A 15881-nucleotide genomic window follows, 5' to 3' on the forward strand; every position below is an offset into this window, starting at 1 on the left:
TAAATAAATTCGGTCGATACTCGGGATGAGCGTCGGTGAGGAACCAGCGGTCGCGACGGCAAACCGGTCGCGCCGAGGAGACGACCGCCGGGCAAGCTCTACACCCATGCGAAAAACTATCACGCTCCGGCACGAGGTTACGCGTGGTCGGCGCGAGCGGTCCGACCGTGTGACGTGTCAGTCATACCAGTACGCGCGAGGCGGCGGTGGACGCCGTGACAAGTCCAACTCATGAACGCCCACCGCCGATTCTCGCGTTACGCTCAGCATCAACCATCGAAAGCGGTTTTCCGAGTCGAACGGGACGCCTTTCTGCGACTCGGCGTCACCGTTCTCCGGACCAGAACACTTATTCAGATACTTGACAACGAGTAGCTATGGACGCCAAACATCCGGTGCGAACCACCGAGAAGACACTGGCGCTCGTCGAGGAGTTGATGGAGAAAGGACCCTGTGGGGTCACGGAGTTAGCGAGCGACCTCGACATGGGAAAGAGCGCGGTCCACAACCACTTGACGACCCTCCAGAAACACGGGTACGTTCTCAAGGACGGCGACGACTACCGCGTCGGTCTGAAGTTCCTCGAAGTCGGCGGTCACAGTCGGAAGTCGATGGAGGTGTATCAGGTCGCCGAACCCGAGGTCAAGTCGCTCGCCGCCGACACGGGTGAACTCGCCAACCTCCTCGTCGAAGAACAGGGGATGGGCGTCTACCTGATGCGGGCGAAAGGCGACGACGCCGTCGACCTCGACACCTACGCGGGCCTCCGAACGAACCTGCACACGACCGCCCTCGGGAAGGCGATTCTCGCGAACCTCCCGGAGTCGCGGGTGGACGAGATAATCGAGCGGCACGGTCTCGAACAGAAGACCCCGAAGAGCATCGGCACGCGACAAGAGCTGTTTCAGGTGCTCGAAGCGGTCCGAGAGCGGGGCTACGCCATCGACGACGGCGAGCGCCTCGAAGGGCTGCGCTGCCTCGCGGCACCCATCAAATCGTCCTCCGGTGAGGTGCTCGGTGCCATCAGCGTCTCGGCACCCGCCAGCCGGGTCAGCGACGAAGACCTCCACGGGTCGCTCCCCGAACGCGTCCTGAGCGCGGCGAACGTCGTCGAGCTCAACATCAACTACTGACGCACCCTGTTCGCTATCTCGGAACAGACCACGAACCCCTCGAATTCTCGATGTAGAGCCGTGTTAACACAACACCCGGCGTGTGATTACGAGTGAAAATTACACAGCTAGTCGTGTAACCCATACTGCAGTCACCCGTAGAGTTCCGTTCTGTTATAGAGAATCGTGTTTGGAGCGGGCTGAGCCAACAGTCTCGGCCGGATGAGGGTGCGAATGACGGGTGAGAAAACGACAGCAGAGGAAACGAGAGGAGACGAGAGAAAAGAACGAGACGATTGCAGACGGTCGCTGTCGACGACCGTCGGGAGCCGCTCAGTAGTTGTCGTAGACCGTCTTCTCGATGGTGTAGAAGTCGAGACCGGCGTCGCCCTGCTCGCGCCACGTCTCGGACGAGGAGCGCTTGAACCCGCCGAAGGGGACGTGGAGTTCGAGGCCGGTCGTCTTGTCGTTGACCTTCACGACGCCGGCTTCGGCCTCGTCGACGAAGCGGTTCGCCTCGGTGTGGTCGTCGGTGACGACGCTGGCCGACAGGCCGTAGTCGACGTCGTTCGCGACCGCCAGTCCCTCGTCGAAGTCACTCACTTCGATGACGGCGACGACCGGACCGAAGACCTCCTCCTGTGCGATGCGCATGTCGGAGTCGACGTCGGTGAACACCGTCGGCTCGACGAAGTGGCCCGTCTCGACTTCCTCGCCCTCGGGGACGCCGCCGCCGGCGACGAGGGTCGCGCCCTCGCCCTCGGCGATGTCGATGTATTCCAGCGTCGAGGAGAGCTCGGACTCGCTGACCTGCGGGCCCATCTCGTGGTCGGTTCCGGGGCCGACGTCGAGGGACTCCGCGCGGTCGACGAGTTCGGCGACGAAGTCGTCGTACACGTCCTCGTGGACGATGGCGCGGGAACACGCCGTACAGGACTGGCCGGTGGTGCCGAACCCGCCGTTAGCGACGATGTCGGCGGCCTCGGCGGGGTCGGCCGAGTCGGCGACGAGCGTCGGGTTCTTCCCGCCGAGTTCGGTCTGAACGCGCTTGCCGGCGTCTGTGGCCTGTTCGTAGACCATCTCGCCGACCTGACTGCTGCCGGTGAACGAGACGAGGTCCGTGCCCTCGTTGCCGATGAACTCGCTGCCGACCGAGCTACCGGGGCCGGTGACGACGTTGAGGACGCCGTCCGGGAGCCCGGCCTCGTCGAGCGCGCGGGCGATTTCGACGACGACGCCGGGCGCGATGGAGGCGGGTTTCAGGACGACGGTGTTGCCGGCGGCGAGCGCCGGGGCGAGCTTCCACGCGGGGATGGCGATGGGGTAGTTCCACGGCGTGATGAGCGCCGCGACGCCGACGGGCTCCTGCCGCGTGTAGAGGTTCGTGTTCGGTCCGCTCGCACCCTTCCTCGCGCCGCCGAGGTCGGCGGCCTTCGTCGAGAAGTAGTGGAAGATGTCGATTGCGCGCTGTACCTCGCCCGCCGCTTCGGGCCGCGCCTTCCCCTCCTCGGCGATGAGAATCTCCGTCAGTTCGTCCTTCCGCTGGGCGAGGAGCGTGCCCGCCTCGCGGAGGATGCGCCCGCGCTCGGGGCCGGGCGTGTTTCGCCACTCGTCTTCGGCCGCCACGGCGGCGTCGACGGCCGCCGCAGCGTCGTTCTCGTTCGAGTGCTGGTACGTCGCGACTACCTCGCTCGGGTTCGCGGGGTTCGTCACCTCGGCCGTCTCGCCGGTCTCCGAAGCGACCCACTCACCGTTGACGTAGTTTTTACTGGGTTCCGTCATCGGTCGTGTGTTCTCTCTTCCGACATACAATTCTTGCGAAATTGTCACCATTTGTAAGCCGTCAACGACCGCCGGTGCTCGGGCGACAGCGACGGTTACTGCTCGGGGAGTACACGCGAACTGAGCGACGAACTACCAACCCACACACTTTTGTAGTGGCTTTCGAGATATACGTGCGCAATGGTTGAGCAAGCGAAGCTTAGCGACCCGAACGCGGAGTACACGATGCGCGACCTGTCCGCGGAGACGATGGATATCACGAATCCGCGAGGCGGCGTCCGCGACGCCGAAATCACGGACGTACAGACGACGATGGTCGACGGGAACTACCCGTGGATTCTCGTCCGCGTCTACACCGACGCGGGCGTCGTCGGCACCGGCGAGGCCTACTGGGGCGGCGGCGACACCGCCATCATCGAGCGGATGAAACCGTTCCTCGTCGGCGAGAACCCCCTCGACATCGACCGTCTCTACGAGCACCTCGTCCAGAAGATGTCCGGCGAGGGCTCGGTCTCGGGCAAGGTCATCTCCGCCATCTCGGGCATCGAAATCGCGCTTCACGACGTCGCCGGGAAGCTCCTCGACGTGCCCGCCTACCAGCTCGTCGGCGGGAAGTACCGCGACGAGGTGCGCGTCTACTGCGACCTCCACACCGAAGACGAGGCCAACCCGCAGGCCTGCGCCGAGGAGGGCGTCCGCGTGGTCGAGGAGCTCGGCTACGACGCCATCAAGTTCGACCTCGACGTGCCCTCGGGCCACGAGAAGGACCGCGCGAACCGCCACCTCCGCAACCCCGAAATCGACCACAAGGTCGAAATCGTCGAGGCCGTCACCGAGGCCGTCGGCGACCGCGCCGACGTCGCGTTCGACTGCCACTGGTCCTTTACCGGCGGGAGCGCCAAGCGCCTCGCGTCCGAGCTGGAAGACTACGACGTGTGGTGGCTCGAAGACCCCGTGCCGCCGGAGAACCACGACGTGCAGAAGCTCGTGACCCAGTCCACGACGACGCCCATCGCGGTCGGCGAGAACGTCTACCGGAAGTTCGGCCAGCGGACGCTGCTCGAACCGCAGGCGGTAGACATCATCGCGCCCGACCTGCCCCGCGTCGGCGGCATGCGCGAGACGCGGAAGATTGCCGACCTCGCGGACATGTACTACATCCCCGTGGCGATGCACAACGTCTCGTCGCCCATCGGGACGATGGCCTCCGCGCAGGTCGCCGCGGCCATCCCCAACTCGCTTGCCCTCGAGTACCACTCCTATCAGCTCGGCTGGTGGGAGGACCTCGTCGAGGAGGACGACCTGATTCAGAACGGTCGCATGGAGATTCCCGAGAAGCCCGGTCTCGGGCTGACGCTCGACCTCGACGCCGTCGGAGAACACATGGTCGAAGGAGAGACCCTCTTCGACGAGGAGTAACCCGAGGAAACTGTCCCACAGCGGCCGCATCAGCCTGACATAACACACCGACTGGACGCGACACCGCAGCCGAGAGAAGTGAGCGTCTCACCGCTCGCGGCGCGTCCGCCGTGGCCGCCTTTTACTCGCAGTCGTTCGACACCGGAGCGGCGCGACTCGCGGACGTAGCTACCGCGCTGCCGGGAGGCGAGTACTGACGACTACCGGAGCAGCGCTTGCGAACAGAAGGCGAGAGAAGGTGTGGATGGTCAGTCCGAGGAAGTGGGACGCCCGGACGGCTCGCAGGGATGAAAGAACGAACGGCGACAGGGGGTGTCGGCCGAGTCGTCAGTCGGAGATGAACGCGCTGATGGCGCGGTTCGACGGGAGCTCTCGGTTCTTCAGCGCGTTGCCGGTCTCCCCGTCGAACAGGTGAATCGCGTCCTCGGGGAACGAGACGGTCGTCCGGTCGCCCGATTCGACCCTCGACCGCCCGGTGGTGGTCGCGGTGAACCGAGCCCCCTCGCGGCCCTCGGCGAACCGCAGGTGGACGGTGTTCTCGTTACCCTGCGGCTCGACGACGACCACCTCGGCGTCGAAGGTTCGGTCGCCGGAGCGCCGCTCGCCGACCTCGATATCCTCGGGTCGGATGCCGAGCGTGAGGGCGCTCGCGTCGCCGAGCTGGTCTCTGGTCGCGTCCGAAAGCGGGTAGTCGAAGCCGTCGCCGCGGAAGGTGTCACCCGAAAGCGACCCGTCGAAGAAGTTCATCGACGGCTCGCCGATGAAGCCCGCGACGAACAGGTTGTTCGGCCGGTGGTAGCAGTCCAGCGGCGTCCCGACCTGCTGGAGTTCGCCGTCGTCGAGGACGGCGACGCGGTCGCCCATCGTCATCGCTTCCGTCTGGTCGTGGGTGACGTAGATGGTGGTGACGCCGAGTTCCTCTTGGAGGCGCTGGAGTTCGGTTCGCATCTCCGCGCGGAGCTTGGCGTCCAGGTTGGACAGCGGCTCGTCCATCAGGAACACCTCGGGGTCGCGCACGANTGGAGTTCGGTTCGCATCTCCGCGCGGAGCTTGGCGTCCAGGTTGGACAGCGGCTCGTCCATCAGGAACACCTCGGGGTCGCGCACGATGGCGCGTCCGAGCGCAACCCGCTGTTGCTGGCCGCCCGAAAGCTGTCTCGGCTTGCGGTCGAGCAGGTCGGAGATACCGAGCATATCGGTCGTCTCCTCGACCCGCTTTCGTATCTCGTCGTCCGGGAGGTCGGTCGATTCTTCAAGGCCGAACGACATGTTGCCGCGGACGCTCTTGTGCGGGTACAGGGCGTACGACTGGAACACCATCGCGATGTCCCGGTCCTGCGCGGACACGTCGTTGAGGACGCGGTCTTCGAGTCGGAGTTCGCCCTCCGTGACGGTTTCGAGTCCCGCCATCATCCGGAGCGTCGTCGATTTCCCGCACCCCGAGGGACCGACGAGCACGAGGAACTCCCCGTCGTCGATGTCGAGCGATATCTCTTCGACGGCGACGATGTCGCCGCCGCCGTCGTCGGTGTAAACCTTCGTTACGTCGTCGAGTGTCAATCGTGCCATGGCTACTGTTCGAGTTCTGTGAGGTCGGCTTCCTGGTCGTGTCGGCGGTTGTGCACCGCGGTTCCGGTCTCCGCGTCGAACACGTGAATCGTGTCCGGCGGAATCCTCACCGTGACGCGGTCGCCCCGCGTGACGAGGTGCATTCCCTCCGTGACCGCCTGTAGCGCGTCGTCGTCGGAAGGTTGGTCCGGATGCGAGAGGTGGAGGACGTTCTGGTCGCCGTGGGGTTCCACGACGGTCACGTCCATCCGGAGTTCGTGATCGCCGAGCGCGGCGTCGTCGGGGGGCGCGTCGGCGACTTCGATGTCTTCGGGGCGCACCCCCAAGACGAGGTCGTCGCGGTCGCCGACGGACTCCATCACGTCCTCGTCGAGCGGGTACGAGAAGTGTTCGCCGACGAACGTCGACTCCGAGCGCGTTCCGCGGACGAGGTTTATCATCGGCTCGCCGATGAACTCCGCGACGAACAGGTTGTTCGGCTCGTGGTAGCACTCGAAGGGAGAGGCGACCTGCTGGAGTTCGCCGTCGTCCATGACGGCGATACGGTCGGCCATCGTCATCGCCTCCGTCTGGTTGTGGGTGACGTAGACGGTCGTGACGGCGAGTTGGTCCTGCAGGTTCTGGAGTTCGGTTCGCATCTCCGCGCGGAGCTTGGCGTCCAGGTTGGACAGCGGCTCGTCCATCAGGAACACCTCGGGGTCGCGCACGANTGGAGTTCGGTTCGCATCTCCGCGCGGAGCTTGGCGTCCAGGTTGGACAGCGGCTCGTCCATCAGGAACACCTCGGGGTCGCGCACGATTGCGCGCCCGAGCGCGACCCGCTGTTGCTGACCGCCCGAGAGTTCGTCGGGCTTGCGGTCGAGCAGGTCGGCGATGCCGAGCGTCTCCGCGACCTCGACGACGCGCTCGTCGCGCTCCGCAGACGTGTATCCCTCCTCTTCTTCCAGCCCGAACCGGATGTTCTGCCGGACGGTCATGTGAGGGTACAGCGCGTAGTCCTGGAACACCATCGCGATGTCGCGGTTCTGCGGGACGCGGTAGTTCATGTGGTCCCCGCCGATGTAGATGTCCCCGCTGGTCGGGGTCTCCAGGCCGGCGAGCATCCGGAGCGTCGTCGACTTCCCACAGCCCGACGGGCCGACGAGCACGAGGAACTCCTCGTCGGCGATGTCGAGCGAGAGGTCGTCGACGGCGACCGTATCGCCGAAGCGCTTCGTCAGGTCGGTGAGTTGAATCTGTCCCATAGCTTAGGCCTCCGTGCGAAGTCCCTTGGCGAACTGCTCGGCGAACGCGACGTACAGGATGAGCGTCGGAACCGCGGCGAGGAACGCCGCGGACATCCTGATACCGAAGTCGATGCCGGAGGTCGACGCCCCGATTGCGGGCAGCACCAGCGTGACCGGTGCCGCGGGCGCGTCGGACCCGGTGACGAGCGTGAACGCGAAGAGGAACTCGTTGTAAATCTGCGTGAACTGGTAGATGAACACGACGCCGAACATCGGCTTCGAGATGGGCAGGATGATGCGCCGGTAAATCTTCGTGATGCTCGCGCCGTCGATTTTACCGGCCTCCACGAGCGAGTTCGGGAGGCTCTGGTAGTACGACCGGAACAGTATCGTACAGATGGGAATCCCGTAGGCGATGTGGGTGATGACGAGCGGGACGAGTTCCGCGTGGTACCCCTGGAAGAAGGGTATCGACGCCACCATCGGCTCTATCATCCGCGCGAGCGGGAAGATGTTGTTCCAGAAGCGCGCGAGCGGGACCAACACGGCCTGGTAGGGGACGAAGACGCCGACGACGAAGAGCATCAGCACGCCCATCTGGGCCCGCCAGTTGACCATCGTGAGGCCGTAGGCGGCCATGCTCCCGAACAGGACGCTCCCGATAGTCGCCGGAATCGACATGATGAGCGAGTTGAAGAACGACCCCGAGAGCTGTTCGAGGGCGAACTGGATGTTACCGAGGGTGAAGCCCTCGCCGACCGGCGGCGCGAAGGGGAGCGAACGGGCGACCGACTCGTTCGTCTTGATGGCGGTCATGATTCCCGTCTCCAGCGGGACGAGGAAGAAGCCGAGGAAGAACACGACGAGCGCGTACTGGGCGACGCGCCGGAGGTTCACGTCCTCGACGAGCGATGCGACGTCGAAACTGCCTGTGGATGACGACTGTGACATGGTCAGAGACTCCCCTGTTTGTACTGGTAGTAGAGGTACGGTCCGATGACGCCGAGCGCCATGATGAGGAGCATGGTCGCGATGGCGGCCGAGTAGGCCCACTCACCGAACTTGAACGCGCGGCGCACCATGAGCGTCGCCAGGATGTCCGTCCCGTTCGGCGGGCGGTAGCGGCCGACGAGAGCGTACAGGAAGGTGAAGGCCTTCAGCGCGAACACCATCAGCACGACGGCCGCGCTGACGGACGCTTCCTTCAGTTGCGGGACGATGATGCGGAGGTAGGTCCGAGTGATGCTCGCGCCGTCGACGCGGGCCGCCTCGAACTGGTCGTCGGGAATCGACTGGAGCCCCGCGAGGTAGACGACCATCGTGTACCCGCTGAACTGCCAGATGAGGGCGAATATCACCGCGCCGAGCGCGATTGATGGGTTCCCCAGCCAGTCCACGGGATTGAACCCGAGGGTCGTCACGACGAGGTTGAGGATGCCGCTTTCGACGTTGAACATCCATAGCCACAGTTGCGCGGTGACGACGAACGAGAGGCTCATCGGGAGGAGATAGACCGTCTGGAACTTCTCCGAAAAGCGGATGCCGTGGTCCAACAGGATTGCGAGGAACAGTCCAAGTACCAGACAGATAGTCGTGAAGCCTACCAGGAGGACCAAGTTGTTCTGTGCGGCGGCGATGAACGCATCGCTCGACAGCGCCTGGGCGTACATCTCCAGGTCGAGAACGGAGTAATCGGGGGTCCCGAGGCCCTCGTAGTCCGTAAACGAGATGGCGAAGTTGTAGCCGATGCCGCCGTAGACGGCGATGCTCATGAGGACGAACGGGATTCCCCAGTACGGCGCGGAGCGAACGAAGTCGCTGTTGAGGAAATACTGGAGCTTCGACTCCCACCCGACCGCCTCGTCGGTCGCGTCGGAGACGTGCTCCGTGTTGTCGTGTGTGGCCATGGATATACCTATTATTTTATTTGTGAGTGATAAAGGTGTAGTTTCGACCGAAGCCCTACTCGGAGACCGCTTCGATGAGCGCGTCGGCGGTGGCTTCGACCTTGAACGGCCCCATGAAGTTGTCGCCGAAGGCGGTCTTACACGCGCCCATCGTCTTGGGCGTGACTGCGAGCCCGTGGGCGATGGTCGGCGGGTAGGCCTCCGAATCGGTGAGGTCCTCGTACGTCATCGCGAGGAAGTCGGTCAGTTCGCTCGGGTCGATGTCGGTGCGGAGCGGAACCGACCCCTTGGGGTTGTTGAAGGCGATCTGGGCCTTCTTCGAGCCGACGAACTTCTGCCACGCGACGGTCTCCTCGCGGCTCGGGTTGTTGCTCGGCGCGACGATGGAGTCGACGTGGTAGAAGTAGATACCTTCAGTGCCCGGGAACGGTATCCAGTCCCACTGCTCTTTGTAGTTGAAGCTGTCGTCGGCGCGGAACATGCCGTACACCCAGTTCCCCTGGTGGATGGTGGCCGCCTTCCCCGAGATGACCTTCTGGCCCGCCGTCGTGAAGCTGATGGACGAGGCGTCGGCGGTGATGTAGTTCTCGTTGATGGTCTTCAGCGCCTCGAGCGCCTCCACGACGGCCGCCCTGTCGGGGTTGCCCTCGATGAAGTTCATGTACGCCTCGACGCCGCTTTGGCTCGTCAGAATCTGCGCCCAGAGCTGGAGGTTCGTCCACGGCGCGACCATCGCCTGCGCCATCGGCGTCACGTCCGTGTTCTGGTCGATGGTTTCGAGCGCGTCGAGGAGCGCGTCGACGCTGTCGAGGCTCGAGGCGTCGATGCCGGCCTCCTCGAAGACGGCGGTGTTGTAGAACAGGTTGTTCATCCGGTGAGACCCGATTGGGACCGCCGGCATCTTGTCGTTGAACTTACACAGTTCCACCGCGCGGGACTGCATGGTGTCTTTGAACCCCTCGGCGTCCCACACGTCGGCTTCGAGGTCCATCAGTGCGCCCGAGTACCGTTCGAGGTTCTTCCCCGGCCAGTTGGCGAACGAACTCATCGGGTTGTTGTTCGCGAGCCGTCGGAGAATCGTCGCGTTGAGGTTCACGTTCGCGCTCGCGCCGACCGCCTGGAAGTTCGTATCCATCTCGGGATGCTCTTCCTCGAAGGCCTCGATGAGCGCGGTGACCGCCGCCTCGCCGTCGCCGCCGGCCCAGCCGTGAAGGACTTCGAGTTCCGAGTCCCACGTGCTGCCCGAGTTGTCCCCGCCGGTCTCGGTGTCTCCGCCGGAGCCGTCGGAACCGCTCCCGCTCTCGGTGGCCTCGGTCTCGGAGCCGCCACCCCCGGTACATCCAGCGAGGCCGGCGGCGGCACCCACGGACAGGGCCTTCAGGTACTTTCGGCGGTTCACACTTTCATCGCTACAGCCATGCTCAGCCATGTTGTACCCATGTTATCTTCCCTCATATATAGGTTGTGAATGACTGTTGATGATATAAAAACGGAGGGGTTGAATAAGCTCGTCTCGAAAATATTTCTCATCTCATCCTTTCGAATAATAGTTCGGAACCGCGTTCGACGGGTGAACCAACCGGCGAGCGGGGACGGGCGTCGTCAGCCGCGGCGCGCCTCGCGGCGGGTCGACACCTCACTCACAGTTCGCTTCGATCCGCGCTCACTCCACGACAGTCGCCGAGTTGTCCCGCGGGCGGTAGCCGATGGCGCGCATCGTCTCCGTGAGCGAGAGGTACCGGTCGTCGTTCGCGGAGACGAGGTTGACCGCGAGCGGCGAGTCCGGGAGGGGAGCCTCGACGGCCCGGCGCATCCCCTGTGCGCAGTCGTCGGGGCTGAGCCACATCGCGCGGACGTAGCGCGCGACGTCTTCTTCCTCGTCCATCTTCTCGCGGACCTCCTCGGCCGTCAGGAGCCACCCGATGCGGAGGTTGAGCACTTCCAGTCCGTGTCGGTCCGCGTAGTAGTTGCCCAGCGCCTCGCCGAACACCTTGCTCACGCCGTAGTACGAGTCGGGACGCGCCGGGTCCGACACGCCGACCGCCTCGGCGTCGGCGGCCAGGGTCTCCGGTCGGGTCGGGTCGGCGATGTTGTACATCTGGTGGACGTGGTTGGTGCTGGCGAAGACGAGTCGGTCAACGTCGGCCGCCAGCGCCGCCTCGTAGACGTTGTACGTGCCGCCGATATTGACCTCGTAGACGCTGTCCCACGCCGCGTCGGGGTTCGGGTTGGCCGCGAGGTGAACGACGATGTCGTGGCCCTCGAACGCCTCGGTCAGCGCGTCTTCGTCGCGCACGTCGAGAATGACGCTATCGAGTCCCTCGCGTTCTCGGTGCGTGATGGGCGTCACGTCGTGGTCCGAGTCCAGCGTCTCGACCGTGACTCTTCCGACGTTGCCAGCCGCTCCGGTAACCGCAATACGTGCCATACGATGACAATCGACGGAAGTCTAATAAACGTGTTCCAAGCGCCCGTCGCCGGATTGCCACGGGGAAAACACGTATGCGACAGGGTCACAATCACGGAGTATGGTCGACCGACCAACCGCTTTGGAAGACCCGCTCGACGGGCGGACGGCGCTCGTCACGGGAGCGAGTTCGGGAATCGGCGCGGCGACGGCGCGCGTGCTCGCCGAAGACGGCGCGGACGTGTGTCTCGCCGCCCGCAGAGTCGAGCGACTGGAGTCGCTCGCGGACGAGATTCGCGCGGCGACTGACGCCGCCGTGAGCGTCGTGCCGACCGACGTGACCGACCCCGACGCGGTCCGGGCGCTCGTCGACGCGACCGTCGAGCGGTTCGGCTCGCTCGACATCGTCGTCTGCAACGCCGGCCTCGGCGTCGACAAGCCCGTCGCGGAACTCACCGACGAGGAGTACCGGCTGATGACCGGCGTCAACGTCGACGGGATGTTCTTCACGGCGAGAGAGGCGATTCCGCACCTCGTGGAGTCGGAGGGCAATATCGTCTTCCTCGGGAGCATGTCCGGGAACCACCCGCGACCCCACAACCCGGTGTACGCCGCGACGAAGTGGTGGGTCCGCGGGTTCGCGTCGAGCCTGCAGGGGTCCATCGGCGAGGAGAACGTCGGCGTGACCTGCGTCAACCCGACCGAGGTCAGGACCGAGTTCGGCTCCGAGAGCGGCGAGACGCAGGCGGAGTCGTTCGACGAGGGCGAGGTGACGGAGGCGATAGAGGTCGCCGACGCCATCGCCTACGCGGTCCGCCAGCGGTCGCCGAACACGGTGCTCTCGCTCGACCTCTACCGGCGAGACAAGATTTCGCACTTCTGAAGGCGACGACGGGAGTGGCGGCGACCCCCGCGAACTCGGGGGAAGCGTATTTTGCGGTCGGTTGCGAACGAACGGCCATGACTGTCACACGAGTGGTCGACACGTCGTGCCGCCTCGGCGAGGGGCCGGTCTGGCACCCCGACGAAAAGCGGCTGTACTGGGTGGACATCGAAGCCGGGCGGCTCCACCGCTACGACCCCGAGACGGGAGCGCACGACTGTCCCGTCGAAACGTCGGTTCTCGCCGGCGTGACGATGCAGCGCGACGGGTCGCTGTTGGCGTTCATGGACCGCGGTCGCGTCGGCCGCGTCGTCGACGGCGAACTCACGGGGGCGACGGAAATCGTCGACTCGCCGACCCGGTTCAACGACGTTATCGCCGACCCCGCGGGGCGGGTGTTCTGCGGGACGATGCCCGCGGAGTCCGGGGACGGGCGGCTGTTCCGCCTCGACACCGACGGGACGGTGACGACGGTCGAGACCGGCGTCGGAATCCCGAACGGGATGGGCTTCACCCGCGACCGCGAGCGGTTCTACTTCACGGAGACCGAGGCGCACACCATCTATCGGTACGACTACGACGAGGAGACGGGAGCCGTCTCGGACCGCGAGCGGTTCGTCGAATCGCCGGAGACGCCCGGACTGCCGGACGGTATGACGGTCGATTCGGCGGGCAACATCTGGTCCGCCCGCTGGGAGGGGGGCTGCGTGGTCAAGTACGACGGCGACGGAACCGAACTCGAACGGTTCGACGTGCCGACGGAGAAAGTGACGAGCGTCGCGTTCGGCGGGTCCGACCTCGATGCGCTCTACGTGACGACCGCCGGCGGCGACCCGGACGGCAGAGCAGACGACGCGGCCGGGGCGCTGTTCCGCCTCGACGTGGAAGCGTCCGGTCGCCCCGAGTTCCGCTCTGACGTTCGACTTGACTGAGCCGAAGCGGACTGAGGCCGCGGGCGGTCAGTTCAGGTCGACCGCGCGCCCGGTGTCGGCGCTCTCGTAAACCGCGTCGATGGTCCGCATGAGGTCGACGGACTCCTCGCGGTCGATTCGCGGCGTCTCGCCGGTCTCGACGGCGCGGGCGAACGCCTCGACCTCGCGTCGGTAGTTATCTATCGGGTCGAACGTCTCCGTGACGACGCGGCCGTCGGTCGCGTAGGTGAGTTCGGCGGACGCCGTCGGCTCGATGTTGAACGCGGTCTTCGCCTCCAGCCAGCCGTCGGTGGTCTGGACGCGGTAGTACTGCGTCTCGGGCGTGTCGAACGACGATTCGACGCTGGCGGTCGCGCCGGAGTCGTACTCCAAGACGCCCGACATCCGCGTGTCGACGCCGCAGTCGCGCGTGTCGGTCGTGGTGGCGTACACCCGGTCGGGCGTCCCGAGGAAGAGCCGCGCCGCGCTGATGGCGTAACAGCCGACGTCCATGACGCTCCCGCCCGCGAGTTCGGGTTCGATGCGGATGTTCTCCGCCCCGTCGGGCAGCCGGAACGAGAAGTTCGACGTGACCGAGACGACCTCGCCGAGTTCCGACGCGACGAGTTCGGCGGCCCGCTCGGTCCGCGGGTGGAAGCGGTACATGAACCCCTCCATCAGCGTGACGCCCGCGTCCTCGCAGTAGTCGAAGACCGCGGCCGTCTCGTCGGCGCTGGCGGTCAGCGGCTTCTCGCAGAGGACGTGCAGACCGTGGTCGGCGGCCGCTCGAACCCAGTCGGCGTGGAGGCTGTTGGGAAGCGGGATGTAGACCGCGTCGAGGGAGTCGTCGGCCAACAGCGCCTCGTAACTGCCGTACGCGGTGGGAATGCCGACCTCGTCGGCGACCGCGCTCGCCCGCGTCTCGTCGCGGGACGCGATGGCCGCCGCCGCGTGGTCGCTCGCCTGAATCGCCGGAATCACCGATTCGATGCCGATACCTGCGGTGCCGAGGATACCAAACTGCATGCGGGGAGGTGCGGCGACCCCGATAATAAAACTCCGGGCGAAAACGCGTCGAATCGGGACTTACGCCTCGTGGGAGGCGGAGTCGACGTCGGTGTCGACCGGGACGTCGGTGCCGCGCTCCGCCGCGGCGTAAATCGCATCCATCGCGCGCATGTCCACGAGCGCGTGGTCGCCGTCGGGCTCGGGGTCGGTCTCCGTCAGGAGGCGGGACGCGAAGTAGTCGAACTCCTCGGTCATCTGGTTCACCTGCTCGAAGTCGTAGTCGGCGGACTGGTCCCCCCACGACAGCCGGAAGCCGCGTTTCTGGCGGTTGTAGAACGCGGGCTCGATTTCGAGTTCCCCCTCGGTGCCGGTCACCCGGAGGTGGCTCGACTGGTAGGCCGACTGGCTGGCGGTGCAGACCGCGAGCGTGCCGTCGTCGAAGTCGACGCCGAAACTGACGTGTTCGTCGCCGACGGCCTCGAACGCCTCGTCGTCGACTCGGGCGCGCGCCCTGACGCGGACGGGGTCGGCGTCGAGGACGAACCGGGCGGTGTTCAGCGGGTAGAGCCCGATGTCCATGACGGTCGCGCCGCCGGAGAGGTCGGGGTCGAGCCGCCACTGGTCCGGGTTGGGAACGACCTCGTCGAGCAGGCGCTGGGACATGTGGCCGTGGACGAACACCGGGTCGCCGATGACGCCGGCTTCGACGAGTTCGCGGGCGCGTCGGACGGCCGGTTCGGTCTGCATCCGATAGGCGACCATCAGGGGCACGTCGGCGCGGTCGCAGGCGGCGACGAGCTTCTCGGCCCGCTCGACCGACGCTTCGAGCGGTTTCTCGCAGAGGACCGCCTTCCCCAACTCGGCGGCGGTCTCGACGTACGGGAGATGTAGCCCGTTCGGCGTGACGACGTACACCGCGTCGTAGGCGTCGGCCGCGACGCCCTCGTGGAACTCGTCGTAGGTGAGCCCGTGGGTTATCGACTCGGCCAACTCTATCGCGCCCTCGGCTTTCTCCTTCGAGCTACTGACGACGACCGTCGTCTCGCAGAACTCGGACTCCTCGACCGCGGGAATCGCCTCGTCGCGGGTCCACCAGCCGAGACCGATCATGGCGAGCCTGACGGTGCCCGTCACGTCCTCGCCCTGCCAATCGCGGCGCGTGAACTCTTCGAGGCTGTCGGTGGGTGTGGGGTTCATACGGTGGTGACGCCGTTCGAGAGGGTGCCAATGCCTTCGACGGTGATGTCGACGCGGTCGCCTTCTTGGAGGTCGAACGGCTGTTCGGGGACGAGCGAGGTACCCGTGAGGATGACCGCAAGTNTCCTCGCAACTGCGGACCATCTCGCTGGTGTTCGTGGCGTCGTCGTAGATGACCTCGCCGTCACGCTCGATAGTCATGCTCATCTCCAACTCGTGAGGGTCGTCGATGTCGTCGGGCGTGACCACGCACGGGCCGAGCGAACAACAGCGGTCGTAGACCTTCGCCTGCGGCAGGTACAGCGGGTTTTCGCCCTCGATCGACCGACTGCTCACGTCGTTGCCAACAGTATACCCGACGATTTCGCCGCGCCGGAGGACGATCCCGAGTTCGGGTTCGGGAACGTCCCACTCGGAGTCGTCCCTGACGCCGATGGCGTCGCCCGGTTCGACCGTCCGAGA

The 15881-nt window shown here is 65.4% G+C and carries 11 protein-coding genes and 3 pseudogenes; 4 read left to right on the plus strand and 10 right to left on the minus strand.

Annotated features, from left to right (window positions below):
* The first annotated feature begins 377 nt into the window (after positions 1 to 377).
* Positions 378 to 1133 carry an HTH-type transcriptional regulator XacR gene (xacR, locus tag C454_RS02155; protein ID WP_004972172.1) on the plus strand — a complete coding sequence of 252 codons (756 nt, stop codon included), beginning with the start codon at positions 378 to 380 and terminating at the stop codon, positions 1131 to 1133.
* Between the two features lie 312 nt (positions 1134 to 1445).
* Here xacR and xacF read toward each other — a convergent pair whose 3' ends face one another.
* Positions 1446 to 2894: a 2,5-dioxovalerate dehydrogenase gene (gene xacF, locus C454_RS02160; RefSeq protein ID WP_004972174.1), complete on the minus strand. Its 1449-nt coding sequence runs from the start codon at positions 2892 to 2894 to the stop codon at positions 1446 to 1448.
* A gap of 180 nt (positions 2895 to 3074) precedes the next feature.
* Here xacF and C454_RS02165 point away from each other — a divergent pair, with 180 nt between their 5' ends.
* Complete coding sequence (locus C454_RS02165; RefSeq protein WP_004972176.1) at positions 3075 to 4313, plus strand: xylonate dehydratase; 1239 nt, start codon at positions 3075 to 3077, stop codon at positions 4311 to 4313.
* 327 nt (positions 4314 to 4640) lie between these two features.
* Here the strand turns inward: C454_RS02165 and C454_RS20235 are convergent.
* From C454_RS20235 to C454_RS02195, 6 genes and pseudogenes are all read right to left on the minus strand, one after another.
* Positions 4641 to 5881: pseudogene (locus C454_RS20235) on the minus strand (ABC transporter ATP-binding protein).
* Positions 5882 to 5883: 2 nt separating this feature from the next.
* Positions 5884 to 7124 (minus strand): annotated as a pseudogene (locus C454_RS02175) (ABC transporter ATP-binding protein).
* 3 nt (positions 7125 to 7127) lie between these two features.
* A complete protein-coding gene (xacI, locus tag C454_RS02180) occupies positions 7128 to 8057 on the minus strand; it encodes a xylose/arabinose ABC transporter permease XacI (protein WP_004972182.1) in 930 nt (309 codons plus the stop codon).
* Positions 8058 to 8059: 2 nt separating this feature from the next.
* Positions 8060 to 9013 (minus strand): xylose/arabinose ABC transporter permease XacH, encoded by a 954-nt coding sequence (gene xacH, locus C454_RS02185; protein WP_004972184.1) that lies wholly within the window; start codon positions 9011 to 9013, stop codon positions 8060 to 8062.
* A gap of 55 nt (positions 9014 to 9068) precedes the next feature.
* Positions 9069 to 10379, minus strand: a complete 1311-nt coding sequence (locus C454_RS02190; RefSeq protein WP_193363449.1) for an extracellular solute-binding protein — start codon at positions 10377 to 10379, stop codon at positions 9069 to 9071.
* A 297-nt stretch (positions 10380 to 10676) separates the two neighbouring features.
* The gene (locus C454_RS02195) at positions 10677 to 11441 is read right to left on the minus strand and encodes an NAD-dependent epimerase/dehydratase family protein (RefSeq protein WP_004972189.1); all 765 of its coding nucleotides are present in this window, start codon (positions 11439 to 11441) and stop codon (positions 10677 to 10679) included.
* Positions 11442 to 11541: 100 nt separating this feature from the next.
* On the opposite strand from C454_RS02195, the gene C454_RS02200 reads away from it, so the two are divergent.
* Together C454_RS02200 and xacC are read left to right on the plus strand one after the other, a co-directional pair.
* A complete protein-coding gene (locus tag C454_RS02200) occupies positions 11542 to 12303 on the plus strand; it encodes an SDR family oxidoreductase (RefSeq protein ID WP_169330630.1) in 762 nt (253 codons plus the stop codon).
* Between the two features lie 77 nt (positions 12304 to 12380).
* Positions 12381 to 13235, plus strand: a complete 855-nt coding sequence (gene xacC, locus C454_RS02205) for a pentonolactonase XacC (protein WP_049904914.1) — start codon at positions 12381 to 12383, stop codon at positions 13233 to 13235.
* A 27-nt stretch (positions 13236 to 13262) separates the two neighbouring features.
* Here the strand turns inward: xacC and C454_RS02210 are convergent, their stop codons facing one another.
* The 3 genes and pseudogenes from C454_RS02210 to C454_RS19700 all read right to left on the minus strand — a co-directional run.
* Positions 13263 to 14240: a D-xylose 1-dehydrogenase gene (locus C454_RS02210; RefSeq protein WP_004972193.1), complete on the minus strand. Its 978-nt coding sequence runs from the start codon at positions 14238 to 14240 to the stop codon at positions 13263 to 13265.
* A 60-nt stretch (positions 14241 to 14300) separates the two neighbouring features.
* Positions 14301 to 15419 carry a D-xylose 1-dehydrogenase Gfo6 gene (gfo6, locus tag C454_RS02215; protein ID WP_004972195.1) on the minus strand — a complete coding sequence of 373 codons (1119 nt, stop codon included), beginning with the start codon at positions 15417 to 15419 and terminating at the stop codon, positions 14301 to 14303.
* Positions 15416 to 15881, minus strand: a pseudogene (locus tag C454_RS19700) (fumarylacetoacetate hydrolase family protein); the annotation flags it as partial. The pseudogene C454_RS19700 and the gene gfo6, both read right to left, overlap by 4 nt.

Source organism: Haloferax gibbonsii ATCC 33959 (genome assembly GCF_000336775.1).
Classification (GTDB): Archaea; Halobacteriota; Halobacteria; order Halobacteriales; family Haloferacaceae; genus Haloferax; species Haloferax gibbonsii.

Coding starts and splice junctions, on each gene's coding strand:
- xacH (WP_004972184.1), bottom strand. CDS start 9,013: ATGGCCACACACGACAACACGGAGCACGTCTCCGACGCGACCGACGAG.
- xacI (WP_004972182.1), bottom strand. CDS start 8,057: ATGTCACAGTCGTCATCCACAGGCAGTTTCGACGTCGCATCGCTCGTC.
- C454_RS02210 (WP_004972193.1), bottom strand. CDS start 14,240: ATGCAGTTTGGTATCCTCGGCACCGCAGGTATCGGCATCGAATCGGTG.
- C454_RS02165 (WP_004972176.1), top strand. CDS start 3,075: ATGGTTGAGCAAGCGAAGCTTAGCGACCCGAACGCGGAGTACACGATG.
- xacF (WP_004972174.1), bottom strand. CDS start 2,894: ATGACGGAACCCAGTAAAAACTACGTCAACGGTGAGTGGGTCGCTTCG.
- gfo6 (WP_004972195.1), bottom strand. CDS start 15,419: ATGAACCCCACACCCACCGACAGCCTCGAAGAGTTCACGCGCCGCGAT.
- C454_RS02195 (WP_004972189.1), bottom strand. CDS start 11,441: ATGGCACGTATTGCGGTTACCGGAGCGGCTGGCAACGTCGGAAGAGTC.
- xacC (WP_049904914.1), top strand. CDS start 12,381: ATGACTGTCACACGAGTGGTCGACACGTCGTGCCGCCTCGGCGAGGGG.
- C454_RS02200 (WP_169330630.1), top strand. CDS start 11,542: ATGGTCGACCGACCAACCGCTTTGGAAGACCCGCTCGACGGGCGGACG.
- xacR (WP_004972172.1), top strand. CDS start 378: ATGGACGCCAAACATCCGGTGCGAACCACCGAGAAGACACTGGCGCTC.